Source organism: Frigoribacterium sp. 9N (assembly GCF_902506305.1).
In the GTDB taxonomy this organism is placed as follows: domain Bacteria; phylum Actinomycetota; class Actinomycetes; order Actinomycetales; family Microbacteriaceae; genus Frigoribacterium.
On sequence record NZ_LR733392.1, the window covers coordinates 1 to 26373 of the forward strand.

The window sequence follows — 26373 nt, forward strand, 5'->3', positions numbered from 1 at the left end:
CACCCCACCCCGACCCCTCGGCAGGAACTGACCCATGCCCCATTCGATCGACGACGATCGCCCCCTGCTCACGCTCGAGAACGTCAGCAAGTCGTTCGGCCCCGTGCGGGTCATCGACGACGTCACCGTGCACGTCCGGCCCGGCCGGGTGCAGGTGCTGCTCGGTGAGAACGGCGCCGGCAAGTCCACCCTGATCAAGATGATGTCGGGCGTGTACCAGCCCGACGCCGGCCGCGTGTTGGTCGACGGCGAGGCCGTCCACCTGCCGAACACGCACGCCGCCGAGAAGCTCGGCATCGCGACGATCCACCAAGAGCTCAACCTCGTCGCGTCGCTCAGCGTCGCCGAGAACGTGATGATGGGGCGGTTCCCGACGCGGTTCGGCCTGGTCGACCGCAAGGAGCTCAAGAAGCGGGCCCGTGCGGCCCTCGACCTGATCGGGCTCGACGTCGACGTCGACCAGAAGGTCGGCGAGCTCGGCATCGCCCGTCAGCAGCTGGTCGAGATCGCGAAGGCGCTGAGCATCGACGCGCGCATCCTGATCCTCGACGAGCCGACCGCGGCGCTGACCCGGCACGAGACCGAGATCCTCTTCCGCGTCGTCGAGCAGCTGCGCGCCCGCGGCGTCGGCATGCTGTTCATCAGCCACCACCTGGACGAGATCGCCGAGATCGGCGACACCGTGGCCGTGCTGCGCGACGGTGCGTTCGTCGCCGAGGTGCCCGCGTCGACCGGCGAGGACGAACTCGTCCGCCTGATGGTCGGCCGCGACATCGAGCACCAGTACCCGCGCACGCCGGGCAGCGAGGGCGACTCCCCCGTCGTGCTCGAGGTGCGGGGTCTGACGGGGTCGGTCTTCCGCGACGTCTCGTTCGACGTGCGGGCGGGCGAGGTGCTCGGCATCGCCGGGCTCGTCGGCGCCGGTCGCACCGAGGTCGTCCGCGCGATCGCCGGGGTCGACAAGTACGACTCGGGCAGCGTGACCGTGCGCGGCAAGCGATTGAAGAAGGGCGACGTCGCCGGGGCCATCGCCGCGGGCGTCGGCCACGTTCCCGAGGACAGGAAGGCGCAGGGGCTCGTGCTGCGCGCCTCCGTCAACGACAACCTCGGCTACGCGACGCTCGCCAGCAGCGCGAAGGGCGGCCTGGTCGACTTCGCCGGCCAGCGTGCGAAGGCCGACGAGGTCGCCTCGACCCTGCGGATCCGCATGCGCGACATCGACCAGGAGATCGGCTCGCTGTCCGGCGGCAACCAGCAGAAGGCCGTGTTCGGCCGCTGGATCATCGCCGGCTCGACGGTGCTGCTGCTCGACGAGCCGACCCGCGGCGTCGACGTCGGCGCGAAGGTCGAGATCTACGAGCTGGTGAACCGCATCACCGACGCAGGAGGCGCGGTCGTGATGGTCAGCAGCGAACTGCCCGAGGTGATGGGCATGAGCGACCGCATCCTCGTGATGCGCGACGGAGTCGTCGCCGGCGAGGTCGCCGCGGCCGACGCCACCCAGGACACCTTGATGACGCTCGCGGCACGCGACGTCCCCCCGACGAACTGACCCGAGAAGCACGGACCCGAGGACGACACCCATGACCACCACCACCGTGAAGGCGCAGCGACGCTCCTTCGACATCAAGACCTTCCTGGCCGCCAACGGAGCCCTCGTCGGGCTCGTCGTGCTGTGCCTGGCCCTCTTCATCGCGACGCCGGACTTCCTGACCGGGCGCAACCTGCTCAACATCGGCATCCAGGTGTCGACCGTCGCCGTGCTGGCGTTCGGCATGACCTTCGTCATCGTCGCGGGCGGCATCGACCTCTCGGTCGGCTCGGTCGCCGCGCTGTCGGCGATGGTCTCGGGCTGGTTCTTCGCCACGGCGGGGCTGCCCGGCGGCCTGGCGCTCGCCCTCGGGCTCGGCACCGGGCTCGTGGCCGGCCTGGTCAACGGCTTCGCCAGCGCGTACGGCAAGCTGCCGTCGTTCATCGCGACGCTCGCCATGCTCAGCGTGGCGCGCGGCCTGACCCTCGTCGTGTCGGACGGTCGCCCGATCGCGACTCCCCCGGCCGTGTCGTTCCTCGGGGGCAACATCGGGCCGGTGCCCGTGCCGATCATCGTGCTCGTGCTGGCCGCGATCGTCGCGTCGTTCATCCTCAACCGCACCGTCATCGGCCGCTCGATGTACGCCGTCGGCGGCAACGCCGAGGCCGCGCGCCTCTCGGGCCTGCCGGTCAAGCGCATCGTCGTCACCGTCTTCGGCCTGGCCGGGCTGTTCGCGGCCCTCGCCGGCCTCCTGCTCGCCGGTCGCCTCGACTCGGCCCAGCCGCAGGCGGCCTCGGGCTACGAGCTCGACGCCATCGCCGCGGTCGTCATCGGCGGCGCCAGCCTGGCCGGCGGCGTCGGCCGCATCTCGGGCACCATCATCGGCGCCCTCGTGCTCGTCGTCATCCGCAACGGCCTGAACCTGCTGAACGTCACGTCGTTCTGGCAGCAGGTCGTCATCGGCCTCGTCATCGCCCTCGCCGTGGGCGTCGACGTGCTGCGGCGCAAGACGCGCAGCAGCTGAATCCCTCCACCCAACCCAACCCGAAGGACACACGATGAAGTTGACCTCGTTCCGCAAGGCCGCCACCGTCACGGCGATCGCCGCCCTGGTCGCGACCGGCACCGCCGGCTGCAACCGCACCCCCGCCGGAGAGGCGGACCGCCCCACGGTGGTCCTGTCGCTCAGCACCCTGAACAACCCGTTCTTCGTCGAGCTGCGCGACGGCGCCACCGCCGAGGCGAAGAAGCAGAACGTCGACCTCGAGATCGTCGACGCCCAGAACGACTCGGCCACCCAGGCCAACCAGCTGGCGACCGCGGCCTCGACCGCCGACGCCGTCATCCTGAACGCCGTCGACAGCGACGCCGCGGGCCCTGCCGCCAAAGCGCTCAACGAGGCCGACGTGCCCATCGTCGCCGTCGACCGCGCGGTGAACGGTGCCGACGTCGCCTCGTTCGTGGCGAGCGACAACGTCGCCGGTGGCGAGCAGGCCGCCAAGGCCCTCGCCGAGGCGATCGGCGAGAAGGGCGAGGTCATCGTGCTCCAGGGCGTCGCGGGCACCTCGGCCAGCCGCGACCGCGGTGAGGGCTTCACAAAGGGCATCGCCGCGTTCCCGAACATCACCGTCGTCGCGCAGCAGACCGCGAACTTCGACCGCGCCACCGCGCTCGACGTGACCACCAACCTGCTGCAGGCGCACCCGAACGCCGTGGGCGTCTTCGCCGAGAACGACGAGATGGGCCTCGGAGCGATCCAGGCGCTCGGCTCGCGCGCCGGCACCGACGTCCAGGTGGCAGCGTTCGACGGCACCGAGGACGGCCTCAAGGCCATCGAGGCCGGTACGCTCTCGAGCACGATCGCGCAGCAGCCCGCCGAGCTCGGCGCCCTCGCGGTCGACCAGGCCGTCAAGGCCGTCAACGGTGGCAGCGGCGACGAGGGCCCCTCGGACCAGGCCGTCGAGGTCATCACCGTCACGAAGGAGAACGTGGGTGACTTCACCGAATGAGTGGTCCTGATGTGAGCGGTCCAGGCGTCGTCGGGACTGCAGGAGGCGCGGGTGCGGTCGGCGCGGATGGTCCGGTTCCGGCCGGTTCGGCCGGCTCGGTCGTCGTGGTCGGGTCGATCAACGTCGACCAGGTCGTGACCGTCGACCGCCTGCCCCTGCCCGGCGAGACGCTGATCGGCTCGTCGATGACCCTCTCCCCCGGCGGCAAGGGCGCGAACCAGGCCGTGGCGGCCGCACGGCGCGGCGCCCGCACCGTGATGATCGGCGCGGTCGGCGACGACGGACGGGCCGACGACGCCCTGCCCCACCTCCGCTCGAGCGGTGTCGACGTCAGCGGCGTCGACACCGTCCCCGGGCCCACCGGCCTGGCGATCGTCAGCGTCGGAGGCGACAGCGAGAACACGATCGTCGTCGTCCCCGGGGCGAACGGTGCCGTCTCGGCGTCGTTCGTCGGCGGGCACGCGGGCGCGTTGGCCGAGGCCGCGGTGGTCGTCCTCCAGGGAGAGATCCCCGTGGACGGCATCGCCGCCGCCGTGCAGCACGCCGGAGGGCGCGTGGTGTTCAACCTCGCCCCGGTGATCGACGTGCCGGCGGACGTGGTGAAGGCCGCGGATCCGCTGGTCGTCAACGAGCACGAGGGTCGGCTGCTGCTGACTGCGTGGGGCGCTTCTGATTCTGCTGCGGCTTCTGAAGCCGAGGAGGCGCGGGTCGACGACGAGTCGGTCGTCGCCTCCCTGCGCGCCCAAGGAGTCACCTCGGTCGTCATGACCCGCGGTGCCGCCGGCGCGATCGTCTCCGACGCGTCGGGCACCGTGCTGGTGGCCTCGCCTCGCGTCGCGGCGGTCGACTCCTCCGGAGCCGGGGACGCCTTCGTCGGCGCCCTCGCCGCCGGGCTGGCCGCTGGTGCGTCGTTGCTCGAGTCCGCTCGGGAAGCCGTGCGCGTCGGGGCGTTCTCGGTGACGGGCGTCGGCACGCAGGCGTCGTACCCGACGCTCGAGGACGAGCTGCCTGCAGCGGCGCCTGCCGCCCAGACGGAGGGGTCGGCGGATGCCGACTCAGCGGACGGAGTGACCTCGTGAAGCGCGGAGGCCTGCTCAACGCCCAGCTGAACCACGCGGTGAGCGGACTCGGCCACGGCGACCTCGTGGTCGTCGCCGACTGCGGACTCCCCCTGCCTGCCGGAGTCCCCGTGGTCGACCTCGCCGTCGTCCACGGCCTGCCGGCCTTCGCCGACGTGCTGGACGCCCTCACCGCCGACGTGGTGTTCGAGGCCTGCACGGCCGCGGACGAGAGCCACGACTCCCCCGCCGGTGCGCAGATCACGTCCCGCTTCGACGACGTCGCCTACGTCTCGCACGACGAGCTCAAGCGGCTGTCGGGTGGGGCGCGCCTCCTCGTCCGGACGGGCGAGGCGACCCCGTACGCCAATGTCGTGCTGCGCTGCGGCGTCCCCTTCTGAGGCACCTCCTCCCCTCAAACCCCGTTTCCGAAGACGAACCCCGATCCCTGGTGGTTCTTCTTCGGAAACGGGGTTCTTCGGCTTCCGGGCCTACCCGCGCGTGGTGCGACCTCCCGGCCGCCCTCTCAGCGGCCGTGATCGAGCCGAGGAGGCGCGGTTCCGGTCCCCGATACCGTCCTGACCAGGCTCTTCGCAGGCCCCCCTTCGGGGGTTACGGGAAGCTGAACGCAGGCTGCGTCGCTATCGGTCGAATGGGCCGAAAGTCAAATCCCTTGTGCACAGGCAGAAGTCAAATCGGATGTCTCAACCCCCGGTTTAGACAATTTTCTCCACACGACTGTGGAATCGAGAAATCCCTGGTCAAAGGCAGGTAATCGAACTGAAGTATCTCGTTGTCCACAGCGTGATCCACAGTTCTCCCCAGGGTTGTCCGGCGTTGCTCACCTGTTCTCCCCAGAGTTATCCACAGGTGCATTTGCTGTGGAGAACTGGGTGTCCATAAGGTGTACCCGCGCTCGTCAGGGGTGGGTCACGGCGGTTCGGCAGGGGGATGTCGGGGGTCTGTCGTAGAACTGCCCCAAGCGTCTTCGGTGCTGCCCCGCACCCACCCGATTTCTCGCTGGAGGACCCATGTCGATCGCCCATCTCGGTCTCGCTCCCGATGCGTCGAACGCCCGCGATCGAGACCGTGGTGGCCCCGTCAACATGGACCGCGTCCCGCCTCACGACCTGCTCGCCGAGCAGAGCGCGCTCGGCGGCATGCTGCTCAGCAAGGACGCCGTGGCCGACGTCATCGAGACGGTCCGCGGCATGGACTTCTACGTGCCCAAGCACGAGGTCATCTACGACGCGATCCTGGGGCTGTACTCGCACGGCGAGCCCACCGACGTCATCACGGTCAGCGACGAGCTGATGAAGTCCGCCGACCTGTCGAGGGCCGGGGGAGCGGAGTACCTCCACACCCTCACCGGCGTCGTGCCCACTGCGGCGAACGCGGGGTACTACGCGTCGATCGTCGCCGAGAAGGCGGTGCTGCGCCGTCTGGTCGAGGCCGGCACGCGCATCGTGCAGATGGGGTACGCGAGCGAGGGCGAGGTCGTCGACCTGGTCAACAACGCGCAGGCCGAGGTCTACAACGTGGCCGGTGGCGTGCAGACCGAGGACTACGTGCCGTTGAACGAGGCGGTGACGGTCGCGATCGACGAGATCGAGGCGGCCAAGGGTCGCGACGGTCAGATGACGGGCGTGCCGACGGGGTTCGCGCAGCTCGACGCGCTGACGAACGGGTTCCACCCGGGTCAGCTGATCATCGTGGCGGCGCGACCGGCGCTGGGTAAGTCGACGTTGGCGCTCGACCTGGCGCGGGCGGCGTCGATCAAGCACGGGCAGGCGTCGGTGTTCTTCTCGCTCGAGATGGGGCGCAGCGAGATCGCCATGCGTCTCATGTCGGCCGAGTCGAGCGTGCCGCTGCAGAACATGCGCAAAGGAACGGTCGACGCGCGGGACTGGACGAACATCGCGCAGGTGCGCGGCCGGATCAACGACGCGCCGCTCTTCATCGACGACTCGCCCAACATGACGTTGGTCGAGATCCGGGCGAAGTGCCGTCGCCTTAAGCAGCAGCACAACCTCAAGCTCGTGGTGATCGACTACCTGCAGCTGATGACGTCGGGCAAGCGGGTCGAGAGCCGTCAGCAAGAGGTGTCGGAGTTCTCGCGTGCCCTGAAGTTGATGGCGAAAGAGCTGCAGGTGCCGGTGATCGCGCTGTCGCAGCTGAACCGTGGTCCCGAGCAGCGTGCCGACAAGAAGCCCGCGATCAGCGACCTGCGAGAGTCCGGTTCGCTCGAGCAGGACGCCGACATGGTCATCCTGCTGCACCGTGAGTCCGCCTACGAGAAAGACAACCCCCGCCAGGGCGAGGCCGACTTCATCGTCGCCAAGCACCGCAACGGCCCGACCGACACCATCACGGTGGCGTTCCACGGCATGTTCTCGCGGTTCGTCGACATGCCCAGCTAGCGAACCGCCTCGCGGACGTCGGGCTCGGGCACGCACATGGTCAGCTCTGCGCCAGGTTCGTCACCAGGTTCAGGGTGGTGGCGATCAGGACGGTGCCGAAGAAGTACGACAGCAGGGCGTGGGGGAGTGCGGTGCGACGGGTGCGGGTGTCGTCGGGTTCGACGTCCGGTGCCGAGTACGCCATGCCGATGGTGAAGGCCAGGTAGGCGAAGTCGCTGTAGGTGGGAGGCGCCTCCTGCTTGGCGTCGAAGCCGTCGCGGTCGTGGTCGACGTAGTAGATCCGGGCGTACTTCAACGCGTACATCGTGTTCACGAGGGCCCACGCGACCATCGTGGCGAGGATGCCCAGCACGACGGTGGCGACCGACACGGGGTCGCTGGCGTCGCGGGCCTGGACGAGCGCCAGCAGCATGGCCCCGACGCTCGCGAGGCACGCCACGACGAGGGCGTCGTCGGTGAGGCGCGAGCTGGACTCCTCGTTCGCCAGGCGCTCGGTGCCGGCCGCGTCCTGTGGCCAGCAGGCCCGCCAGACGTGCACCAGGGCGATGAGGCCGGCCGTGCACCAGGCCGCCAGGGGGCCCAGCGTCGGTGCACCGGCCAGCCCCACGCCCATGCCGACGGCGACCCCGATGGCGACGTAGAGGCCCGTCCGTCGGGGGGACAGGATGCGGTCGTCCATCGGTGCTCCTCGGTTCTCGGGCCGGTTCGGGTCCGGTCCGGGGTCGGGGTCGGGTTCGGTCGGATCAGCCGGCCGACGGCACGGCGTCGGGGTGCAGCACGACCTTCGTCCAGCCCTCGTCGCGGGCGTCGAAGTGCTCGTACGCCTGGGGCGCCTCCTCGAGGGGCAGCTCGTGGCTGACGATCCACTACGGCTTCGCCTTCCCGCCGGCGATCAGGTCGCGCAGGGCCCGGTTGTACTTCTTGACCGGGCACTGACCCGTGCCCATGGCCTGCCCACGGAACCAGAACTGGCCGTAGTCGAACGGGATGACGCCCTGCTTCGCCAGCTCGTCGGACGCACCCGGGTCCTGCGGCACGTAGACGCCGACGACGCCGAGGTCACCGGTGAACCGCACCGACTGCACGAGACGGTTCAGGGTCAGGTTGGGCTGCTCCGCGCCGTCGGGGTCGTGGGCCTGGTAGCAGACGCACTCGCAGCCGTTGTCGGCCCCGAGCCCCATCGTCAGGTCGAGGACGGCCTCGACCGGGTCGACGGACGAGTCGTCGATCGGGATCGCCCCGATCTCCTCGATCGCCGCGAGCCGGTCGGGGTGCCGGTCGACGACCATCACCTTGCTCGCCCCCTTGAGGATCGCCGAGTAGGCGGCCATCGCGCCGACCGGCCCCGCCCCGTAGACGACGGTCTGGTCGCCCGGCTTCACACGGGCCATCTCGGTCGCGTGGTACCCGGTGGGGAAGATGTCGGCGAGCATGACGTAGTCGGTCTGCCGTTCTTCGGCGTCCTCACCGAGGCGCAGGCAGTTGAAGTCGCCCCACGGCACGCGCAGCAGTTCGGCCTGCCCGCCGGGCCACGGGCCCATGTCGGCGAACCCGAAGGCGGCGCCGGCCCAGGCGAGTTCGGGCTGCGCGGTGAGGCAGTAGTTGGTCAGGCCGCGTTCGCAGTTCTTGCAGTGGCCACAGGCCACGTTGAACGGCAGCACGACCCAGTCGCCGACCTTCACCTTGTCGACGCCCGAGCCGACCTCGATCACCTGGCCCAGGTTCTCGTGGCCGAACCAGCGGCCCGTCTCGAAGTCGGTGCGGCCTTCGTACATGTGCAGGTCGGACCCGCAGATGTTGGTGCTGGTGATGCGGACGAGGACGTCGGTGGGCCGCTCGATGCGGGCGTCGGGGACGTCGCTCACCGACACCTTCCTCGGCCCTTCGTAGACGACTGCTCTCATGATCTCTTCCCTTTCTTCGGTGGTGGGGCGACGGAGGCGCGGTGTCGGGTGGTGGGGGAGGCGCGCGTCGGGTGCCGGGGAGGCGCGCCTCCTCGGGTGGGTGGGTCGCGCCTCCTCGGGGTGGCGGGCACGGTGTCAGGTGCCGGGGCGGAAGACGGCGCGGACGCAGCCGTCGTCCTTGTTCTTGAACATCTCGTAGCCCTCGGGCCCCTGCTCGAGCGGGAGGACGTGGGTGGCGAGGTGCTCGGTGTGGAGCTCGCCGGCCGCGATGCGGTCGAGGATCATCGGGATGTAGCGGTGGCCGTGCTGCTGGGCCCCGCGCAGGGTGAGGCCCTTGTTCATGAGGGCCCCGAGCGGGAACTTGTCCACGAGCCCGCCGAAGACGCCGAGGCTGAAGACGCTGCCGCCCTTGCGGCAGGCGTAGATCGCCTCGCGCAGCGCGGTGGGCCGGTCGGTCTGCAGCCGCAGCTGTTGTTTGACCTGGTCGTAGAGGTGTTGCGCGCCGGTGCCGTCGGCCTCCATGCCGACCGCCTCGATGCAGACGTCGGGGCCGCGGCCGCCGGTGCGCTCCTTGAGTTCGGCGAGGACGTCGTCCTGCGCGAAGTCGAGGATCTCGGCGCCGACGTGCTGCCGCACCTGGTCGAGCCGTTCGGGCAGCTGGTCGATGACGACGACCTGCTCGGCCCCGAGCAGCATGGCGGCGCGGGCGGCCATCTGGCCGACGCCGCCGGCACCCCAGACGGCGACGGTGTCGCCGGGCGTGATGCCGGCGAGGTCGGCGCCGGTCCAGCCGGTGGGGGCGGCGTCCGAGGCGAACAGTGCTGCTTCGTCCGAGACGCCGTCGGGGACGGGGAAGGCGCCGTGGTCGCCGTAGGGCACGCGGATGTACTCGGCGTGGCTGCCGGCGTAGCCGCCGAGGGCGTGGCTGTAGGCGAAGCATCCGCCGATGGGGGAGCCCCAGAGGGTCTCGGTGAGGGCGGGGTTGGGGTTGCCGTTGTCGCACAACGAGTACAGCTCGTGGGTGCAGTACCAGCACCGGCCGCAGGCGACGAACGAGCAGACCACGACGCGCTCGCCGACCTTGCGCTTGCGGACGGCCGACCCCACCTCGACGATCTCGCCCATGAACTCGTGGCCGAGGACGTCGCCCGACCGCATGGTGGGGATGTACCCGCCGAGCAGGTGCAGGTCGGACCCGCACGTCGTGCTGAGGTGGACCTTGACGATGACGTCCTGGTCGTTGAGGATCGTCGGGTCGTCGACGGTCTCGACCGAGGTCTCGTTGACGCCGGTCCAGGTGAGGGCCCTCACAGCAGTCCTTCCTCGTCGGCACGGTCGGTGGCTGCGTCGACGACGGCGCCGGTGGGGGTGGCCTTGCGCTCGCCGTGGGGAGTGGGGTCGACCCGCAGGACCTCGCCGGCCTCGATGACCTGCTTGGCCCGTCGGAGCGCCACGCGGATCTCCTTGGCCGCCTCGGCGGCGTCGTCCTCGGACGAGGCGGGTTCGCGGAGGCGGGCGCGCAGTTCGGTGCCCTTGTCGGCGGGGGCGGGCCGCGCCTCCACCTCGACGGTGTCCCGGAGGTCGTCGAAGAAGGGCGGGGTGTCGTCGGCACCGAGCACGTCCTGCGGCTGGGCGAGGATCGTGACGGCCTGCCATCGGGAGCGGGACTCCTGGGGGGAGCCGGCGCCCTCGTCGGGGCGGCGGCGGTGTCGTCGTCCGACGACGGCGGCTGCGGCGGTCGCCACGGCGGCGACGCCGACGCCGGCCCCGGCGCCGGCCAGGCGGCCGGCCATCAGGCGGCCCTCCTCGTCGGGGGAGCGGGGGTGTCCCGCTGCGGATCGGTGGTGTTCATCTCGACCTCCTCGGTTCGCGCGAGTGCGCAGTTCTCTGGACGGGTGAGCGGGCGACCGGTCCCTGGACCTGCCCCCCGGCCGCCCGTTCGACCCCAGTGTGCGCACCGCGCGGCCCGTGCTGCGAGAGGAATTTTTGACCCTTGACACCGCCCGGGCGTCAGTTGTTACGTGGATTGGATGGGGTCCGGGAGGAGGCGCGGGGTGGGTCGGCGGATCGGCCCGGCCAGCCGATGCTCACGAGTGCAGGAGGCGCGGTGAGGGTCGTCGTCGAGAGGTGCCGGGGTTCGCGCGCGGGCTGCGGGCGGTGGTGCCGGCGGTGTCGGTGTTGTGCATGTGGACGCACATGTGCCGGCGATCGCGCTGTCGTAGTTGAACCGTAGCCCCGAGCAGAGTGCCGACAAGAAGCCCGCTATCAGCGACCTGCGAGAGTCCGGTTCGCTCGGGTAGGACGCCGACATGGTCATCTTGCTGCACCGCGAGTCCGCCTACGAGAAAGACAACCCCCGCCAGGGCGAGGCCGACTTCATCGTCGCCAAGCACCGCAACGGCCCCACCGACACCATCACCGTGGCGTTCCACGTCACGTTCTCCCGCTTGGTCGACATGCCTAGCTAGCGAGGCCAGTACATGTATCAGTATATGAAAAGGCCTACTAACGCTTCACTGATGTATCAACGAACCAGCGTTGTACGTATCTGACTACCATAGGGGGCATGGAGAGTCCATGAATTCGTACATCAAAGACCGGCAGTCAGCATTTAGGTCACGATTCAATTGCCGCGACCAGTGGATGGCACGGAAATGTTGGAGCCCACGTCTTCTTGACACGCAGTATCTTGGCAAAATTGCCGCAGGATTGGCATAAGAACGCTGCCCATAGCTCCTGGACAATGGCGGCCCCCCCAAGAGCCTCCGCATGGGAAAGGCCGTCGCCCCAATCCGCGTGGTGTGCGCCGAGGCGGTTTCGCAGTGTCTGCGTTTCTTCTAGCCGTCCAAAGAGTGCTCGTAGATGAATGAGTTTGCAGCTCTCAAACTCATCTCGGAGTCCGGGTACAAGGTGGCTAATCTCGTATCTATCTCGCTCGCGACGGGGCACCTTGGCAGCTAGGGCTATAGACAACCAGTCAAGAATCGATTCCAGGGCTCGGCCGGCGATGCCTGCGATCGCGACATCACTTAGCCCTAAGGCGATGGCGGCATCTAGGTCCCGAAGCGGACCGGTAGAGGCCCCGACCGAAGTTGGCGTCCTCCCGAACCCCCCTCCTCGAAGTTCGACAAGCTCCGAACGAAAATGTTTCAGCTTAAATGCGCGATCGGCGAGCTCAAGCCAGAGGCGGTCGTGAAGAGTTACAACTATCTGCCAGCCAGTGAGGCGACCGGCGAGATGTTCGAGGGTGCGAATTCGTAACGCGGTATCGACTGATTGAAAGACGTCATCGAGAACGATGACTTGCGCTTGGCCGTGCTTAGCGCCAGCAATATGGATCTCGACAAGAATTAGAAGGGCTAGGAGGTCCAGGGAGGCCTCGCTGAGAACCTGCTCTGGTTCGAGTCGTTTGCCGCTATCCCTATGCAGCCATATCGAAACTTCGCCGTCTTGAGTCTCAAAGGTGATGTCGCGAATCCATTCGGCCCCGGTCGACACGAAAAACGCTTCCATGGCACCAGGAGCAGTCTCCCTGAGAAGATCTTCGAGTAACGCAGTATCACGTGGCTGCCGTTTGTTGGCCGATTCCGCTCGCGGGCGTAGCTGTTCCTCGTGCAGAAGGGCAGCGCGGAGTTGCTGGATCGCGTTATTCTCATCCCGGCTGAGTTTGCGTTCACCAAACCGCAATTCGGCGACGCCAATAGCAACAGCAGTGAGGGCTTTAGAAGCGTTGATTGAGTGGGTCGGAAAGGTGAACCGATCTGGCCAGAATTTCTTTGGAACCAACGATTCAAAGCGTCGCCTGCAAGCACGTGTAGTGGATCGGGCGGCTTTCATCTCCTCAAGGACCACTTCATCGGCGGCTGTTCGATAATCGGTGTTCGATGCGCGAATGTAATCCCAGAAGAAGTCAAGACGCTGCTCGCGAGGGATCCTCCAGAAGGATTCGACGGCATCCCGACGGATGACTATTGGGCTCAAGGCGAACTCTGGAACCGTTGCCTTTCCTGGAAGAATTTCGGCTTGTGGCCCCACATGCCACAAGGCGCTTTTTCGTCCACGCTGCAGCACCCTGCCGTCGCTTAATTTGACCTGCACACTCGGTGCAGCATCGCCGCTCAGGTTCCGAATCTCCCGCCGTTGCTTGGTTCCGCCTACAGAACGTCTACTAACGACTCCGCGGGCTGCAAACTCCAGCGCATCACAAATGGACGACTTGCCCGATCCGTTGTCTCCAAATAGATACAGGACGCTTCCGTTTTTGCCGGGTGTTGGGAGATCAACAGAGAACGGCCCTACGACACCTCGAAAATTTTGCAGCTCCACATTACTAATTGACACCTTTGCAGATTCCCCGTTCACCATGCCATCACTATACGAAGAACTGGCGGCAGCACCTTGCTGCTAGGTCATGAACGCCACCTTCGGGCATTGGAATGGCACTAGGGCGCTTCACTCGAGGCAAGAACTGCGGCTGCCGATCTTGACCTGGATCGAGCGGACCTACCACCGCCGCAGACGACATTGACGCCTCGGGCGGCCCACTCCGATCGAGCTCGAGACACTTAACTCACAAGCTGTTCACGCGGCCTCAAAACCCCAACGAGACGAGTCAACTCAATCGACACCAGTCCCTCTAGTCTGAGTCCGATCCTACGAAGTCCCCAACGGCCTTCGGTACTACCCACCCACGCTGCTCGAAGTACTTCGTGACGATTCGTAAATGCGGGAAACGATCAAGGTTACGGCGCGCCGTCCGCTCGCCCTCACCGGTGGCCAGCAGCCCGAACACCATGAGCCTGACCAGCAGTGGGTCATGACAGCTATCAATCCGTCGAAGCAACGCCATCCGGGTCGGCTGAGGCTCAGCGGCGCCTAGACGCTGAACGGCCACGGCAAGCTTCTGTACGTTCGTCGTTGATGACAACCACCCACGGAGCAGCCCCATGGCCTCGGGAGAGAGCGTCTCAGCAGAGATTGCGGTGGCGTGTTGGGCGGCAACCCAGTCGACGTGCGCCCAGCCGCTCGTGTGCTCACGGACAAACCAGCCATTGAGCTCCGCGGTTGAGATCCCGCCGGTTGTGCTTGCCTCCCGGAGAAAGCGACTGAGATGATCTGCCGCATGCGGGAGGTACCTCGTGTTTTGCATCCAAGCTTCGGCATTATTGAATTTGCCGGCCTTCCGGAGGCTCCGAAGTACAAGTCCAAGTTCAGGGCGTGACGTACCCGCGAGATTCTCGAGAGCCGCTTGTTCGGCGTCGAGGAGGTCGTCGGAGGAGATGATCATGTAGGAGGCATCTGGGTAGTCCTCATCGTCGATCTCGACCTCATGAATCTCGACGGGAATCAGACGTTGATGTTCTCGGTCAATATTGGCGGCACGGTCAGACCCAACTGCAATGAACGTCTTTGAGGCGTTAACCTCAAAACCAGCGTTCCGAGCGGCAGCCTGCACTTCCTGCAGCAGTCTGTACACCTGGGCGTAGTCACCCTCGAAACTGATGTCGTCCATCCACCGTCGAGCGGTGGAGATGCGGCCCTCGTCGAGGGCGACTCGAATGACATCATCGACGGCTTTTAGAGATACCTGCGCGAGGAGGGAAGAGGCGGTGCTCCGCTGAGGAATTCCGGACCTTAAGGCCATTCCGTCGTGCTGGGTTAATACTTTGGTCACAATGCCGAGAGGGACGCTGGAGAGCCCTAGCCGAGTGAGTTCCTCGAGAAGCCGCGACACTGTGACGCTTCCGAAGAACGAAGTTATATCGGTCTCGCCACTGAACGGCGCAAAGCGCACACGCTCGAGCGAACCTTGGTACTTAGTCCACTCGTCCGAGCTTCGGGCTGCGACTCCGTCCCTATACCGCCACCCATAGGACCAGCGCGGAACTTCTTGTTCAAGCTTGCCCGCAAAGGCACCGACCGCGGCGGAGAACACGAGACGGGACGTTGGGTCCAGCAGTACTGCCGGCCGGAGTCCAAAAAAGCTCTTCGGGATTTCAAAGAGATGAAAGCTTGGCTCGATTAACCAGCGTGGCCCACCCGGTGCGGCGCCAACGTGGACGTCGTCGAGGTCGAGCTGCTCAATCGCAGCTGGTCGAATTTCGGGCCAACCCCATGGGTCTCGGTACCAGTCGCCAAAGTTCTCTGATTCGACCATATGTGCCGCCTGGGCAAGGTCGAGGCCGTAAGCGTTCACTATTAGAGCTTATGGTCCAGCGGGCCCGTGTCGCCGTCGCCCACACCCACTCCTGCAGCGAGTGGGGCCGGCCGGTCTATGTATAGCTGGCTGGAACCGTGGCCAATTGTCTGGCCCTATGGCTGGCCGACTTCGCCCCCGAGTTTCTCGGGGCTCGGGGCTAGTCACGTATGCCTATCTAGCGGGGCGTCAATTGTCGACTTGTCGTCGGCTGGCTGCGCGTCGTTTGTCGACGCCTACCTGCGGGGCGGGGTCATGATCGTCAATTTTCAACAGGTTGGTGTGAGCCATTCCACGCTGCTGGAGGAAACAGGAAGGTCCACCAACTACGAGATTTCACATGCGGCCACTCAGGTCATAAGGAGGGTGCGCGGAGTGCACCCTCAGAGTCGGTTACGGTCACTCCCTGAACGACGAATGGCACGAGGCTTAGGCATATGGCGACCCCGTGTCACCCAGAAGTTGAGGCTGGGGTGCAGAGGGTGCCGGAGCCACCAGGTGGTCGCCAATCGCTCACTAAAGAGCTTTTCCGGAGGCCAGGTCTCCAGCGGAGGGGTGTTTGATCCGCCATGATTACGAGATGACGATCGTGCAAGGATTCAGCTTCAGGGGCTACCGCAGTGTTCCGTCCAATCAACCGGCAGTTCTACACCCCCTCGGAAAAGTGAACCTCATTGCGGGACAAAATAATGTTGGAAAATCGAACGTTCTTCGCATGATCGCATTGACGTTTGGGTCAGATCACTTGACAAAAACGCCATGGGACAGGCCGCTGTCGGATTCGGAACATAGTCTCCGGCGATTGCAGTTTTATGGGCTAGATGATTTGCTGGAATGGCCAATTATCGCGAGGCAAAGCGAGGAAAGGAAAGCGGACTTGCGTGCGTTTTTCTCGCACAGGGTCCTGAAGCCGCAAGGCGACGAAGGCGAGGGTGTGTGGTGGCCGGTCGGTGACTTGGGCGTGATCGATGCAGACGGTATGCAAGCCATGGCTTTGGCGTTCGGCAACCTAGACCTATCAAGGCAGTTGTCGCGCGATCTGACGGGTACCACGGGCGGCAGCGCTGGCGATGACGCACTTCGAGTTCTCCAGTGGATTGAACGAGCGCGCCCTAAGCCGCCGCAGGCCTTTACCGTCAGCGGTGTCAGGTCGATCTCAGAGGGCGATGAGCTGGCACCAAACTTGGACGGGCTGAGCATCAAACGGCGCCTGCAGCAGCTTCAGAACCCATCGAGCGACAGGCTCGACGACAAGAACCTATTTACTAAGGTGCAGGACTTCGTGCGGGCGGTGTTGGATGACACATCTGTATCGATCGACATTCCGCACGACCTTGCGACGATCCATGTCACGCAAGGCGGACGCACGTTGCCGATCGAAAACATGGGGACTGGCGTCCACGAAGTCGTCATAATCGCTGCCGCAGCCACGGTTACGCAAGGTCAGATCCTCTGCATCGAAGAGCCCGAAGTCCACCTGCATCCGGTTCTACAGAGAAAGCTGCTTCGTTATCTCTCCGAAAGTACTTCAAACCAATATTTTATTGCCACGCACTCCGCTCATATGCTGGACTCGGCGATTGGGAAGATATTCCATGTCGAGCGGCGAGATGGCGCATCAATTGTTAGGTTCGCCGGATCAGCTCGACAACGCGCTCAAATCTGCGCTGACTTGGGATATAGGCCGTCGGACCTCGTTCAAACCAATGCAGTTTTGTGGGTGGAAGGTCCGTCGGACCGCATCTATCTAAGGCGCTGGATTGAGCAAATCGCTCCCGCCAGATTTATCGAGGGAACTCACTACTCGGTGATGTTCTACGGCGGAGCCCTTCTTAATACGTTGTCTCCTCTCGATTCTGATGAGATCGACGAATTCATTTCACTACGCAATCTAAATCGGTTCATGGTAGTTGTAATCGACTCGGACAAAAAGACTAAAGGTGCAAGGCTTAACTCCAGTAAACAAAGGGTCATTGACGAGATTGCATCTGACCCAGAGACGGGCAAAGCGTGGGTAACGGCCGGGTACACGATCGAGAACTACATCCCCGAGCCGGTGCTTACCAAGTCCATCCAGGCTGCGCATCCGAGCATTAAGACGCGGTCCCTTGCAGCCCAAGAGCGCTGGGCGAATCCTCTCGACGCAGGAAGGCTAGGCATTAAGCAACCGAGCAAGGTGGCGATAGCCAGGAGCGCGGAGGACGTGCCGGTAAGCGAGTGGCCCATGGACCTTCGCAAGCGGGTCAAGGAGGTCGTCGCATTGATAGATGCCGCCAATAAGCACGCATAACTTGCGGCTGACCCCTTACACCAGTCCGGAGGGTGGGTCTACCGATTGCTCGAAACGTGGAGGCGTCATGCATCAACAGTGTTCCGAAAAGTAAACAGGCGGCCCCCGTCCAGCTGTTCTGCCTAGGAAGTTTGACTCATGCTGTCGCCCTGATGAAACGTAGTAACTTCAACACGTGATTTGCGGTTGCGGCAAGGCGGTGCACGACTACACGCTCGCGGGTTGAGGCGTCGAGCTTCGCGACCTCGGTCACCGATTGGGTCAGGGTGGAGGCGTCGGTCGCTCCGGCCGCGTCGGTCACGACGGAGGGCACCGATGTCGCCGTTCCCGTGAAGGCGAGCTCGGGCGTGAACGACACGGTGCCGGCGGTGCGGTCGAGCTCGTAACGTCCCTCACAGGGGACCACCACGACCGTGCCCTGGGAGTCCACCCTCGCACCGGCGGGAGCCTCGAGGCGGGTGGCCGCGGGGTCGAGCGGCACGAGCGGGTCACCCGCGGTGGCCACGACGGGCAGGATGCGTACGCCATGAGATGCGTGACATGTCGGCGTGATCTACGGTGGGCGTAGCTCGTGCTGGGCGGGCTCTGATCAGAGGAGAGATGCCGATGTTCGAGAACGAATTCCGCCGGGTCGGGTGAGCAGGCCCTGTCACGCTACGAACTGCAATGGGCGCTCGTCCTGAACTGCTCCGTCATTGCTCTCTTCGCCGGAGTCCACGCTGTCGACCCCGAGGGGTCGGTCTTCTGGGGGCTGCTCTTCGTCGGCCTCATGATCGGGCAGATCGTCCAGGCGACACGGCCAGAGCGTCCCGCGAAAGCCGCGCAGTCCGAGGTGGACGAGGCGCCGGCGAGCAGCAAGTGAGCGCTACGAGAACACAGGCCGTGCCCGCTCCCTAGGCTGAGCAACACCTGTCGCCCACATCTACCCTGGTGGGCATGACCGATCTGCCTGCCCGCACCCGTTTCGCCACCGTCGACGCCGAGCGCTCGGTCGCCTTCGCCGAGGTCGACCTCGAGGCTCCGGGGGGGTTCCAGGTCGTCGTGCGCATCCGGTACACGGGCGTGTGCGCGACCGACACCCACGGGTGGGCGTCCGGCGGGCTCATCCCCGCCGCCGTGTTCGGCCACGAGTGGACCGGCACCGTCGTCGCCGCCGGCAGCCGGGTCACGACCGTCGCCGTGGGGGACCGCGTCGTCGCCAGCGTCGGCCCGCCCTGCGGCACCTGCGCCATGTGCCGCGCCGGACACCCCGACCACTGCGACACCGCCTTCGCCGAGGCCAACGGCATCTCGCCCGACGCCCCCACCCACGGAGCCTTCGCCCAGCACGTCACCGTCCACGAACGCCGCGTCCAGCGTGCCCTCGACGGCCTCACCGACGAGCAGCTCGGCCTCGTCGAGCCCACCGCCGTCACCTTCCATGCCGTGCGCCGTGCCGGCCAGCGCCTCGGCGACGTCGTCGTGGTCCAGGGCGCCGGCCCCATCGGCCTGCTCACCGCCCAGCACGCCCGCCACGCCGGCGCCGGAGCCGTCGTCATCGTCGAGCCCATGAAGGCGCGGCGCGAGACCGCCCGCCGCCTCGGCTTCACCGACGTCCACGCTCCCGGCGAGGGTTTCACGGCGCGGGTGCTCGAGCTGACCGACGGACTCGGGGCGGACGTCCTCTACGAGTGCACTGGCGCCTCCTCGCTGTTCCAGCCGAGCGCCGAGCTGGTCCGCCGCGGCGGCACGCTCGCGCTGCTCGGCTACCCGATGACCACCTCGGAGGTCTCGTACGGCGACTGGCAGAGCCGCGAGCTGACCGTCGTCGGCAGCCTCGCCTACACGCACTCCGACTTCGTCGGCGCGATGCGCGCACTCGCCGACGGTTCGGTCGAGGCGGGGCCGCTCATCACGGGGACGGTCGGCCTCGACGAGCTGCCGGCCCTGCTCGCCGAGCTCGACAGCGGGGAGACCGAGCACGCGAAGGTGCTGGTGGCGCCGAACGGGTGAGCGGTGGCGGCTGAAGCGTCAAACCGATCGTGTCTCGAGGAGCCGACCCGCGCCTCCACAGTTCACTGCTGGTCGGGCACGCAGGCGTAGTCGTCGCCGAAGGCCTCGGTGACGCGGCGGATGGCTTCGGGGGTGCCCCACTGCTCGACGTCCTCGCAGGCGTGGTCAGCCCGGGACGCGTACATGCCGAACGCCCCGACGTCGACGTAGCCGTAGTCGTAGCGATCCGAGGGGCGTCCGCCGGCGCCGGGCTCGTCGGGCAGGTCGATGACGAAGCCGTCGGGGAAGCGCAGCTCGACCCCGTGCGGTGCACAGGCCGGGAGGGTCTCTGTCGTGAGGTCGGCCACGATCACCGGCTCGTAGGTCGTGCAGTACGGGAGGCGCGCGTCGGACCCCGACAGCACGAGCGGCACGTCCGGGTCGGCCCGCACCGCGAGCACCAGCAGCACCGACACCACGAGCAGCGCGGTCACGATGCCGGCCAGGACCTTCATGAGGTGAACCTACCGCCGGATCGACGTCGTGCGATCACGGGCGGAGCGGTGTTCCTGGGCATCACGTCAATCGACTGGCATCGACCGGCGCGAGCGTCCTAGCGTTTTCCCGACCGATCAGAACCGAGATGAAGGAGCAGTGCTTCTCATGACGAACTGGCTCCGCGCCCTCGCCCCGCTCGCCCTGACGGCGATCGCCCTGGTCGTCTTCTTCACGGCCGATCGCACCGTCGGGATGCTGGTGATCGTGGCCGCCCTCGCCTCGGCGTTCCTCGTCGGCACGGGCGCCGGCCAGCCGAACCGCGCCTCCCGCGCCTCCAGGCGTTACGCCTCGACGTCGAAGACGACGACCCGGGCGGACGCGTCGCCGAGGTAGCTCGCGACCGGCTGGTGCGAGGGGTGCGGCAGGTAGCCGTCGCGGGCCGCGGCGTCACGGAAGCGCACCACGAGCATCCAGTCGAAGCCGGCCTCGAGCTGCTCGGGGCTGACGCTCTCGCCACTCGACACCGACAGCACGCCGTCGATGCCGGTCAGGTGCTCGGTCGACAGCCGCGTCGCCTGATCGGCCACGTCGGCCGGGGCCCCCTCGGCCCACTCCACCAACACCACGTGCACGATCTCGTCCATGTCCGCCATCCGCGCATCCCCTCGTCGTCGCCGCTCGCCGCGGCAGGTCACCCGATCCTGACACGGGCGTCGCCCCGGCGGTCGGCCCGGGCGACCACCGCACCACGCGGGAACGCAGGAGGCGCGGGTCACGCGACCCGCGCCTCCTGCGTTCCCGTCGTCGCGGCCTAGCGGCGGACGGCGTCGATCTTCAGCATGCGCGCGATGACCGAGTCGAGCTGGCTGTCGTCGAAGATCTTCTTCCAGTCGTCACGGACGATCGACTCGCGGCCGTAGTCCATGGCGATGTGGCAGGCGTCGCTGAACGGGTTCGAGCCGCGCAGGCCGTTCGTCAGCGCGATCCAGGTGTGGCCGTAGAGCATGGCGCGGGCGGCCTCGTAGGGGACCCCGACACTCCCGGGTCGCGCCTCCCCCCCGAGCGGCAGCTCGCCGAACGCCTCGGCGTCGGGCGATCGACCGTCCGCGAGGCCCTGGCCGCCCTCGAGATCCTCGGCATCGTCACGGTGCGCCCGGGCTCGGGCACCTACCTGCGCGACCAGACCTCGGAGTTGCTGCCGACCACGCTCAGCTGGGGTCTCATGCTGAACGCGGCACGCACGCGCGAGCTCATCGAGGTCCGGGGCGGGCTCGAGATCCAGGCCGCCGCCTACGCCGCCGAGCGGGCCACCGACGCCGACGTCGACGCCCTGCGGGGGTACATCGAGGTGATGGCCGACTCGCTCGAGGACCTCGACGCGTTCCTCCAGGCCGACATCCGGTTCCACCTGCAGATCGCCGTCAGCGCCGACAACGTCGTGCTCAAGGACCTCCTGCAGAGCACCCGGTCGCTGCTGCGCCTCTGGGTCGAACGGGGGCTCACCGAGAAGGACCAGGCCGAGGCCGCGTACCGCGAACACCGGGCCGTCTTCCGCGCGATCGAGGCACGCGATCCCGACGCCGCGCTCGCCGCGATGCGCGACCACATGGCCACCGCCGCCGACCGGGTCCGGAGCGCCACGGTCGTCTAGGTCGTCGCCCCCGACGGGCGGGGCGTCGTCGTCGCCTCCGCTCGAGCGACGGTCGGCACCGGCGTCACCGCACGAGGACGCAGGAGGCGCGGGTCACGCGACCCGCGCCTCCTGCGTCCCCTGCCGCTCGGGTCGCCCGTCAGGCGCGACGGCGCAGGACGCGGTGGGCCAGGCCCGCCAGGGCGCCGCCGACCAGGGGCGCCACGAAGAAGACCCAGACCTGGCCCAGGGCGTCGGGGCCGCCGTAGAGGGCGGCCGCCAGCGAGCGGGCAGGGTTCACCGACGTGTTGCTCACGGGGATGCTGATCAGGTGGATCAGCGTCAGGGTCAGGCCGATCGCCAAGGGTGCCAGGGCCTTGTACTCACCCTTGGCGGTTACCGACAAGATCACGCCGACGAACACGGCCGTCAGCACGATCTCGGTGACGAGGACGGCTCCGAGGCCGAAACCGCCGGGCGACGACGCGCCGAAGCCGTTCGAGGCGAAGCCCGAGTCCCGGGCCGCGGCGAAGTAGCCGGCGGGGCCGTCGGCGGCGACGAGCGCCACGACGCTGGCTCCGGCGGCGGCCCCGACGAGCTGCGCCACGACGTAGCCGGGCACGCTCGCCCACGGGGTCCGACGGGCCAGGGCGAAGCCGACCGTCACGGCCGGGTTGAAGTGGCCACCCGAGATGTGACCGACGGCGTAGATGCCGGCCATCACGCTGAGCCCGAACGCCAGGGCCACGCCGAGGAAGCCGACTCCGAGCGCGTTGCCGTCGTCCGGGAACGACGACGCGAACACGGCCGTGCCCACGCCTCCGACGACGAGGAGGAAGGCCCCGAACGCCTCGGAGGCGTACCGCGCGAGGGGCGCGTAGGTCTCGGCGTGCTGCGTGCGCTGTTCTTTCGTGGACCGGCTGGCGGGTGTGGTGCGAGGCATGGGGGACTCCCTGGTGTCGGGTGGGGTCGGGTCCCCCGCACCGTCCCCCCACCTCCCGAAGGGAACCACCATGCGCACCTCCACCCTGCGGACAGCCGCCCTCGGCGTCGCGCTCGTCGCCGTCCTCGCCGGCTGCACCTCGAACGCCGACACGGAGGCCGAGGCCGGGACGACACCCCTCGCCGAGGTCACCCCCGAACCCGCCGTCACCGAGACCTGCATCGACGGCAACGCCGTCGTCGTCCTCGACGAGGACACGCCCGAGGTCACCTTCACCGAGCCCTGCGACAGCATCAACGTGGTGGGCAGCGACGGCACCGTCACCCTCGCCGACGTGAGCCACCTCGTGGTCGAGGGCCAGGGCGTCACCGTCACGGCCGGTGCCGTGGGCACGGTCGACTTCGCCGGCGACGGCAACGCCGTCAGCCACACCGGGGCCGCTCCGACCGTCAACGAGAACGGCACCACCGACAACACCGTCACCGCACGCTGATGGTCGGCCTCCTCCGCCGGCGCGGGCCGGCCTCCGCCGCCCTGGTCGCGACCACGATGATCCTCACGCTCGCAGCGTGCTCTTCCGCCGAGACCGACGCGACACCGAGCCCGACCGTGAGCAGCACCGCCTCCTTGGACGCCGCCCCCGTCGGCAGCTGCGACGACGGCTTCATGCTGGTCGACCTCGGGGCCACCGACGACGTCGCGCCCTCGCTCGACACGAGCAGCTGCGACCTCGTCTCGATCGTCGGCTCGACCGGGACCGTCGTGCTCGACGAAGTCAGCACGCTCGTCGTGGAGGGCTCCGACGTGACCGTCTCGGTGCAGGACGTCGGCACCGTGCAGCTCGCCGGTGACCGCAACACGGTCCACCACGCCGGCGAGGCCCCGGCCGTCGACGACCAGGGCCAGGCCAACTCCGTCTCCACCGCGGCCGAACCCGCCGCGGAGTGATCGAGAGGCGGGTCCAGCCCCTGGCTGGACCCGTCCTTTCGTGCTCTGACGCCCCCGAACCGCACCACCCACCCTCCATCCCCGCCCCGGAGCACCCCATGACGACGACCTCGACCCTGATCAGCCTCGTGACAGCTGTCGCCCTCGGCGCGGGCCTCGCCGGCTGCACGAGCGCCGCCTCGACGATCGACCCGGGCCCCTCCGCGACCACCACGTCGACGACCACCGCACCGGCACCGGGCGGCCCCTCCACCGCGGGCGGCGCCTCGACCGCGACCGATCCCGCCGACGACACGTGCGTCGACGGTTTCGCCTGGATGCAGTTCGGCGACGACGAGCCCCGCACCAAGACCTTGCCCGACGGCTGCGACACCGTCATCGTCAACGGCAGCGACGCCGAGTTGACCCTCGGTCCGACCCGGGTCGTGGTCGTCATGGGCGACCGCAACACCGTCGACGTGCCCCGCGTCGACCAGGTCGATGCGATGGGTGACGACAACACCATCCGGCTCGACGACGACCTCCAGCCCCTGCTCAACACCGACGGCACGGGCAACGTCGTCACCACTCGCTGACGCGGCGGACCGGACCGCCCCTCCCCCGCGCGCGCATCCGAGCCCGAGCCCGAGTCCGAGTCCGAGTCCGAGTCGACCCCGAGCCCGAGCAATCGGGCGCGAATCTCTGCGGGTCGGCACCCCGTCACTCCCTCCCACCTCGACGGTGCATCATGGGCCGATGCTCGATCACGCCCTCGCCCGCCGCCTGCGCGACGCCGGACTGCGCTGGCGGCCCCGCGCCGGAGACCGATTCGTCATCGAGACCCCGGGATTCGACGGCGACGTCTTCACGCTCAGCGACATGACCATCGAGGTCCACGAGTACCCCACGGGCACGGAGCTCGGCTTCAACGGCACCACCGAGTGGGCCCTCGACTCGGTCGCCGCCGATGACAGCCTGTGGCTGCCCCGCGAGGACCAGCTGCGCGAGCTGCTCGGCCCCGTGTTCCGCGGGCTCGCGCGACACGTCGACACCGGCTCCCGCCCCGACAGCGGCGGCGACAGCGACAGCACCACCAACCCAGGCGGCGACCCCGACATCAGCGGTGACGGAGACGGTGGCGGAACCGTCTACGAGGTGACCACCCGCCCGACGGGGGGCGACACGGACCTCCGGCACCGCGCCTCCGTCGCCGAGGACGCCTACGCGCACGCCCTGCTCGCCTACATCGACGCGTCGCTGCGCCTCGACGAGGTCGAGGTCGAGGTCGAGACCGAGGCCGAGGCCCGCTGACAGGACCCGACCCGGGCCCCGCCCCGGGTCAGCCCCGACGGACCGACCGCGTCACCGTGAAGCGCCGGTCACGGGCGACCTGGGTGGTCGGTCCCACGACGCGTTCGAGCACCGGCCGGTGGCCGAGGGGCGAGTTCCACACGCACCAGAGCTCACCGCCCGGGCGGAGCAGACGGGCGGCCGCCTCGAACAGCTTGTGGGCGATGGCCGTGTGCACCGTCGCCCCGACGTGGAACGGCGGGTTCAGCAGCACGACGTCGGCGGAGGCCTCGGGCAACGACGACCCGGCGTCGTCGCGCGACACGACGACCCGATCGGCCACGCCGGTCGCCGTCATGGTGGCCCGCGCCGACTCGACCGCCGCCCACGACTGGTCGGTGGCGACCACCCGGGCGTCCGGTCGGGCGAGGGCGAAGGAGGCGGCGAGCACTCCGGTGCCGCACCCCAGGTCGACGACGTCCCGGGCCTCGGGAGCCGCGCGGTCGAGGACGGCGAGCAGCGCTCGGGTGCCGACGTCGATCGAGGTGCCCGCGAACGCCGCACCGTGGGCGACGACGACCACGTCGCCGTGACGCGAGGTGCGCGGCCAGCCGAGCGCGCCTCCTGGGGTCGGGGTCGTCGCGGTCAGCACCCGGGACTTCTGGCGGGACAGCCCGGCGGTCACCTCGCCGAAGTGGCGCGCCAGGACGTCGTTCATCGCGAGGGTCATGTGCTTGACGCGTCCCCCGGCGAGGACGCGGACGTCGGGGTGGGCGTACCGGGCGATCGACCCCGCGATCTCGTCGAGCGCGTCGAGCCCTCGGGGCAGCTGCAGCAGCACCGTCCGCGCGCCCTCGAGGAGGGCCTCGTCGAGACCGTGGTGCGACCACGTCGTGGCGAGACCGAGGCGGCCGGCGTTGGCGTCGAGCGCGCGTTCGCCCGAGAGAGCGTCCTGGTGCACGCGGACGGGGGTGCCGGGCGACAGGGCCGCGACCCCGAGGCTCAGCGCGCCGTAGCGGTCGCCGATGACGGTCACGGCCTCGGGGTGGTCGGCGAGCGCCTCGTCGGCGGTGTCGAGCAGCAGCCGGTCGCTGGCGTCGTGCGCGACGAGTTCGGGGGCCTCGATGTCGGGCCACCGGCGCAGCTGCTCGAAGTCGATCACCCGCCAACGCTAGTCCGCGCGGCCGACCTGTCACGACCTGCCGCCCACCTCCCGGTGCGCGCTGCGGGTCGCGACCTCTCGGGGCCGCGCGTCAGCGCAGCGGCCGCCAGACGACGACCGAGGTCTGCCGTGACGGGCGGGTGCCGTGTCGCAGCGGCACGACGCCGCTCTCGCCCGCGGCGAAGACCCGGGCGCCGGGCCGGTTGACCATCTCGTCGGCCAGGGCCCGTTCGAGCTCGCGCACCCGGGACTGCAACGAGGTGACCTGGTTCTCGAGTTCGAGGATGCGCTTGATGCCCTCGAGCGAGATGCCCTCGCCGCCGAGTCGGGCGATCTCTCGCAACTGGACGACGTCCCGCATCGAGTAGCGCCTCGACTTGCCCGCGGTGCGCTGCGGGACGACCAGGCCGAGCCGGTCGTACTGCCGCAGGGTCTGCGCGTGCAGGCCCGAGAGCTCGGCGGCGGTCGCGATCGCGAAGAGGGGCGAGTGCTCGTCCATCGGCCACTGGGTGGGGTCCGGTCGGTCCATCTCGTCTCCTGTCTC

The 26373-nt window shown here is 68.0% G+C and carries 26 protein-coding genes and 3 pseudogenes; 16 read left to right on the forward strand and 13 right to left on the reverse strand.

Going from position 1 to position 26373, the window contains the following annotated elements:
- Positions 1-34: 34 nt before the first annotated feature.
- The 6 genes from ARTHRO9V_RS03105 (at position 35) to dnaB (ending at position 7018) form a co-directional block, all read left to right on the forward strand.
- The gene (locus ARTHRO9V_RS03105) at positions 35-1552 is read left to right on the forward strand and encodes a sugar ABC transporter ATP-binding protein (protein WP_159825531.1); all 1518 of its coding nucleotides are present in this window, start codon (positions 35-37) and stop codon (positions 1550-1552) included.
- Between the two features lie 31 nt (positions 1553-1583).
- Complete coding sequence (locus ARTHRO9V_RS03110) at positions 1584-2555, forward strand: ABC transporter permease (RefSeq protein WP_043595333.1); 972 nt, start codon at positions 1584-1586, stop codon at positions 2553-2555.
- Positions 2556-2589: 34 nt separating this feature from the next.
- Positions 2590-3540: a substrate-binding domain-containing protein gene (locus ARTHRO9V_RS03115; RefSeq protein ID WP_159825533.1), complete on the forward strand. Its 951-nt coding sequence runs from the start codon at positions 2590-2592 to the stop codon at positions 3538-3540.
- An 11-nt stretch (positions 3541-3551) separates the two neighbouring features.
- On the forward strand, positions 3552-4619 hold the full coding sequence (locus ARTHRO9V_RS03120) for a ribokinase (protein ID WP_370516167.1): 1068 nt from the start codon (positions 3552-3554) through the stop codon (positions 4617-4619).
- A complete protein-coding gene (gene rbsD, locus ARTHRO9V_RS03125) occupies positions 4616-4999 on the forward strand; it encodes a D-ribose pyranase (RefSeq protein WP_056044255.1) in 384 nt (127 codons plus the stop codon). Before ARTHRO9V_RS03120 ends, rbsD begins: the two co-directional genes overlap by 4 nt.
- A gap of 630 nt (positions 5000-5629) precedes the next feature.
- Complete coding sequence (gene dnaB / locus ARTHRO9V_RS03130) at positions 5630-7018, forward strand: replicative DNA helicase (RefSeq protein WP_043595340.1); 1389 nt, start codon at positions 5630-5632, stop codon at positions 7016-7018.
- 40 nt (positions 7019-7058) lie between these two features.
- Here dnaB and ARTHRO9V_RS03135 read toward each other — a convergent pair whose 3' ends face one another.
- The 4 genes from ARTHRO9V_RS03135 to ARTHRO9V_RS03150 form a co-directional block, all read right to left on the reverse strand.
- Entirely contained in the window at positions 7059-7697 is a 639-nt protein-coding gene (locus ARTHRO9V_RS03135) for a DUF1345 domain-containing protein (RefSeq protein ID WP_159825537.1), read from the reverse strand.
- A 187-nt stretch (positions 7698-7884) separates the two neighbouring features.
- The gene (locus ARTHRO9V_RS03140) at positions 7885-8883 is read right to left on the reverse strand and encodes a glutathione-independent formaldehyde dehydrogenase (protein ID WP_236556887.1); all 999 of its coding nucleotides are present in this window, start codon (positions 8881-8883) and stop codon (positions 7885-7887) included.
- Positions 8884-9057: 174 nt separating this feature from the next.
- Positions 9058-10233, reverse strand: a complete 1176-nt coding sequence (locus ARTHRO9V_RS03145) for a zinc-dependent alcohol dehydrogenase (RefSeq protein WP_159825539.1) — start codon at positions 10231-10233, stop codon at positions 9058-9060.
- Positions 10230-10715, reverse strand: coding sequence for a hypothetical protein (locus ARTHRO9V_RS03150; RefSeq protein ID WP_159825541.1), 486 nt, complete (start codon positions 10713-10715; stop codon positions 10230-10232). Before ARTHRO9V_RS03150 ends, ARTHRO9V_RS03145 begins: the two co-directional genes overlap by 4 nt.
- Positions 10716-11111: 396 nt before the next feature.
- Here ARTHRO9V_RS03150 and ARTHRO9V_RS03155 point away from each other — a divergent pair.
- Positions 11112-11390 (forward strand): annotated as a pseudogene (locus tag ARTHRO9V_RS03155) (DnaB-like helicase C-terminal domain-containing protein); the annotation flags it as partial.
- Between the two features lie 148 nt (positions 11391-11538).
- Here ARTHRO9V_RS03155 and ARTHRO9V_RS03160 read toward each other — a convergent pair.
- Positions 11539-13287, reverse strand: a complete 1749-nt coding sequence (locus ARTHRO9V_RS03160; RefSeq protein ID WP_159825543.1) for an ATP-binding protein — start codon at positions 13285-13287, stop codon at positions 11539-11541.
- Positions 13288-13378: 91 nt separating this feature from the next.
- Between ARTHRO9V_RS03160 and ARTHRO9V_RS15710 the strand changes: the two are divergent.
- Positions 13379-13567, forward strand: a pseudogene (locus ARTHRO9V_RS15710) (hypothetical protein); the annotation flags it as partial.
- Here ARTHRO9V_RS15710 and ARTHRO9V_RS03165 read toward each other — a convergent pair.
- The gene (locus tag ARTHRO9V_RS03165; protein ID WP_159825545.1) at positions 13559-15118 is read right to left on the reverse strand and encodes a reverse transcriptase domain-containing protein; all 1560 of its coding nucleotides are present in this window, start codon (positions 15116-15118) and stop codon (positions 13559-13561) included. The pseudogene ARTHRO9V_RS15710 and the gene ARTHRO9V_RS03165 sit on opposite strands and share 9 nt — an antisense overlap.
- Before the next feature lie 580 nt (positions 15119-15698).
- On the opposite strand from ARTHRO9V_RS03165, the gene ARTHRO9V_RS03170 reads away from it, so the two are divergent.
- Entirely contained in the window at positions 15699-17408 is a 1710-nt protein-coding gene (locus ARTHRO9V_RS03170; protein WP_159825547.1) for an ATP-binding protein, read from the forward strand.
- A gap of 136 nt (positions 17409-17544) precedes the next feature.
- On the opposite strand, the gene ARTHRO9V_RS03175 is transcribed toward ARTHRO9V_RS03170, so the two are convergent.
- On the reverse strand, positions 17545-17913 hold the full coding sequence (locus ARTHRO9V_RS03175) for a hypothetical protein (RefSeq protein WP_159825549.1): 369 nt from the start codon (positions 17911-17913) through the stop codon (positions 17545-17547).
- Between the two features lie 431 nt (positions 17914-18344).
- On the opposite strand from ARTHRO9V_RS03175, the gene ARTHRO9V_RS03180 reads away from it, so the two are divergent.
- Positions 18345-19400 (forward strand): zinc-binding dehydrogenase, encoded by a 1056-nt coding sequence (locus ARTHRO9V_RS03180; RefSeq protein WP_159825551.1) that lies wholly within the window; start codon positions 18345-18347, stop codon positions 19398-19400.
- 62 nt (positions 19401-19462) lie between these two features.
- Here ARTHRO9V_RS03180 and ARTHRO9V_RS03185 read toward each other — a convergent pair whose 3' ends face one another.
- Positions 19463-19894: a hypothetical protein gene (locus ARTHRO9V_RS03185; RefSeq protein ID WP_159825553.1), complete on the reverse strand. Its 432-nt coding sequence runs from the start codon at positions 19892-19894 to the stop codon at positions 19463-19465.
- 148 nt (positions 19895-20042) lie between these two features.
- On the opposite strand from ARTHRO9V_RS03185, the gene ARTHRO9V_RS03190 reads away from it, so the two are divergent.
- On the forward strand, positions 20043-20270 hold the full coding sequence (locus ARTHRO9V_RS03190) for a hypothetical protein (RefSeq protein ID WP_159825555.1): 228 nt from the start codon (positions 20043-20045) through the stop codon (positions 20268-20270).
- Here the strand turns inward: ARTHRO9V_RS03190 and ARTHRO9V_RS03195 are convergent.
- Together ARTHRO9V_RS03195 and ARTHRO9V_RS03200 are read right to left on the reverse strand one after the other, a co-directional pair.
- The gene (locus ARTHRO9V_RS03195; RefSeq protein ID WP_159825557.1) at positions 20219-20530 is read right to left on the reverse strand and encodes a Dabb family protein; all 312 of its coding nucleotides are present in this window, start codon (positions 20528-20530) and stop codon (positions 20219-20221) included. The genes ARTHRO9V_RS03190 and ARTHRO9V_RS03195 overlap by 52 nt on opposite strands.
- 158 nt (positions 20531-20688) lie before the next feature.
- A pseudogene (locus ARTHRO9V_RS03200) lies at positions 20689-20916 on the reverse strand (phosphogluconate dehydrogenase C-terminal domain-containing protein); the annotation flags it as partial.
- Here ARTHRO9V_RS03200 and ARTHRO9V_RS03205 point away from each other — a divergent pair.
- Positions 20869-21528, forward strand: coding sequence for a FadR/GntR family transcriptional regulator (locus ARTHRO9V_RS03205; protein ID WP_236556888.1), 660 nt, complete (start codon positions 20869-20871; stop codon positions 21526-21528). The pseudogene ARTHRO9V_RS03200 and the gene ARTHRO9V_RS03205 sit on opposite strands and share 48 nt — an antisense overlap.
- Before the next feature lie 139 nt (positions 21529-21667).
- Here ARTHRO9V_RS03205 and aqpZ read toward each other — a convergent pair whose 3' ends face one another.
- The gene (gene aqpZ, locus ARTHRO9V_RS03210) at positions 21668-22450 is read right to left on the reverse strand and encodes an aquaporin Z (RefSeq protein WP_159825561.1); all 783 of its coding nucleotides are present in this window, start codon (positions 22448-22450) and stop codon (positions 21668-21670) included.
- 70 nt (positions 22451-22520) lie between these two features.
- On the opposite strand from aqpZ, the gene ARTHRO9V_RS03215 reads away from it, so the two are divergent.
- The 4 genes from ARTHRO9V_RS03215 to ARTHRO9V_RS15965 all read left to right on the forward strand — a co-directional run bounded on the left by ARTHRO9V_RS03215 (position 22521) and on the right by ARTHRO9V_RS15965 (position 24688).
- Positions 22521-22943, forward strand: a complete 423-nt coding sequence (locus ARTHRO9V_RS03215) for a DUF3060 domain-containing protein (protein WP_056049657.1) — start codon at positions 22521-22523, stop codon at positions 22941-22943.
- Positions 22943-23398, forward strand: a complete 456-nt coding sequence (locus tag ARTHRO9V_RS03220) for a DUF3060 domain-containing protein (protein ID WP_159825563.1) — start codon at positions 22943-22945, stop codon at positions 23396-23398. Before ARTHRO9V_RS03215 ends, ARTHRO9V_RS03220 begins: the two co-directional genes overlap by 1 nt.
- 98 nt (positions 23399-23496) lie before the next feature.
- Positions 23497-23973: a DUF3060 domain-containing protein gene (locus ARTHRO9V_RS03225; RefSeq protein WP_159825565.1), complete on the forward strand. Its 477-nt coding sequence runs from the start codon at positions 23497-23499 to the stop codon at positions 23971-23973.
- Positions 23974-24133: 160 nt separating this feature from the next.
- Complete coding sequence (locus ARTHRO9V_RS15965) at positions 24134-24688, forward strand: pilus assembly protein CpaE (protein ID WP_159825567.1); 555 nt, start codon at positions 24134-24136, stop codon at positions 24686-24688.
- Between the two features lie 28 nt (positions 24689-24716).
- Here ARTHRO9V_RS15965 and ARTHRO9V_RS03235 read toward each other — a convergent pair whose 3' ends face one another.
- Together ARTHRO9V_RS03235 and ARTHRO9V_RS03240 are read right to left on the reverse strand one after the other, a co-directional pair.
- Positions 24717-25829: a class I SAM-dependent methyltransferase gene (locus tag ARTHRO9V_RS03235; RefSeq protein ID WP_159825569.1), complete on the reverse strand. Its 1113-nt coding sequence runs from the start codon at positions 25827-25829 to the stop codon at positions 24717-24719.
- Between the two features lie 91 nt (positions 25830-25920).
- Complete coding sequence (locus ARTHRO9V_RS03240; RefSeq protein WP_056049862.1) at positions 25921-26328, reverse strand: heat shock protein transcriptional repressor HspR; 408 nt, start codon at positions 26326-26328, stop codon at positions 25921-25923.
- Positions 26329-26373 lie beyond the last annotated feature (45 nt).

What these genes read in the sequence shown, in the direction of transcription:
- ARTHRO9V_RS03105 (WP_159825531.1), top strand. Translation starts at nt 35, where the DNA reads ATGCCCCATTCGATCGACGACGATCGCCCCCTGCTCACGCTCGAGAAC.
- ARTHRO9V_RS03110 (WP_043595333.1), top strand. Translation starts at nt 1,584, where the DNA reads ATGACCACCACCACCGTGAAGGCGCAGCGACGCTCCTTCGACATCAAG.
- ARTHRO9V_RS03115 (WP_159825533.1), top strand. Translation starts at nt 2,590, where the DNA reads ATGAAGTTGACCTCGTTCCGCAAGGCCGCCACCGTCACGGCGATCGCC.
- dnaB (WP_043595340.1), top strand. Translation starts at nt 5,630, where the DNA reads ATGTCGATCGCCCATCTCGGTCTCGCTCCCGATGCGTCGAACGCCCGC.
- ARTHRO9V_RS03135 (WP_159825537.1), bottom strand. Translation starts at nt 7,697, where the DNA reads ATGGACGACCGCATCCTGTCCCCCCGACGGACGGGCCTCTACGTCGCC.
- ARTHRO9V_RS03150 (WP_159825541.1), bottom strand. Translation starts at nt 10,715, where the DNA reads ATGGCCGGCCGCCTGGCCGGCGCCGGGGCCGGCGTCGGCGTCGCCGCC.
- ARTHRO9V_RS03160 (WP_159825543.1), bottom strand. Translation starts at nt 13,287, where the DNA reads ATGGTGAACGGGGAATCTGCAAAGGTGTCAATTAGTAATGTGGAGCTG.
- ARTHRO9V_RS03170 (WP_159825547.1), top strand. Translation starts at nt 15,699, where the DNA reads ATGACGATCGTGCAAGGATTCAGCTTCAGGGGCTACCGCAGTGTTCCG.
- ARTHRO9V_RS03180 (WP_159825551.1), top strand. Translation starts at nt 18,345, where the DNA reads ATGACCGATCTGCCTGCCCGCACCCGTTTCGCCACCGTCGACGCCGAG.
- ARTHRO9V_RS03185 (WP_159825553.1), bottom strand. Translation starts at nt 19,894, where the DNA reads ATGAAGGTCCTGGCCGGCATCGTGACCGCGCTGCTCGTGGTGTCGGTG.
- ARTHRO9V_RS03190 (WP_159825555.1), top strand. Translation starts at nt 20,043, where the DNA reads ATGACGAACTGGCTCCGCGCCCTCGCCCCGCTCGCCCTGACGGCGATC.
- ARTHRO9V_RS03195 (WP_159825557.1), bottom strand. Translation starts at nt 20,530, where the DNA reads ATGGCGGACATGGACGAGATCGTGCACGTGGTGTTGGTGGAGTGGGCC.
- aqpZ (WP_159825561.1), bottom strand. Translation starts at nt 22,450, where the DNA reads ATGCCTCGCACCACACCCGCCAGCCGGTCCACGAAAGAACAGCGCACG.
- ARTHRO9V_RS03215 (WP_056049657.1), top strand. Translation starts at nt 22,521, where the DNA reads ATGCGCACCTCCACCCTGCGGACAGCCGCCCTCGGCGTCGCGCTCGTC.
- ARTHRO9V_RS03220 (WP_159825563.1), top strand. Translation starts at nt 22,943, where the DNA reads ATGGTCGGCCTCCTCCGCCGGCGCGGGCCGGCCTCCGCCGCCCTGGTC.
- ARTHRO9V_RS03225 (WP_159825565.1), top strand. Translation starts at nt 23,497, where the DNA reads ATGACGACGACCTCGACCCTGATCAGCCTCGTGACAGCTGTCGCCCTC.
- ARTHRO9V_RS15965 (WP_159825567.1), top strand. Translation starts at nt 24,134, where the DNA reads ATGCTCGATCACGCCCTCGCCCGCCGCCTGCGCGACGCCGGACTGCGC.
- ARTHRO9V_RS03240 (WP_056049862.1), bottom strand. Translation starts at nt 26,328, where the DNA reads ATGGACGAGCACTCGCCCCTCTTCGCGATCGCGACCGCCGCCGAGCTC.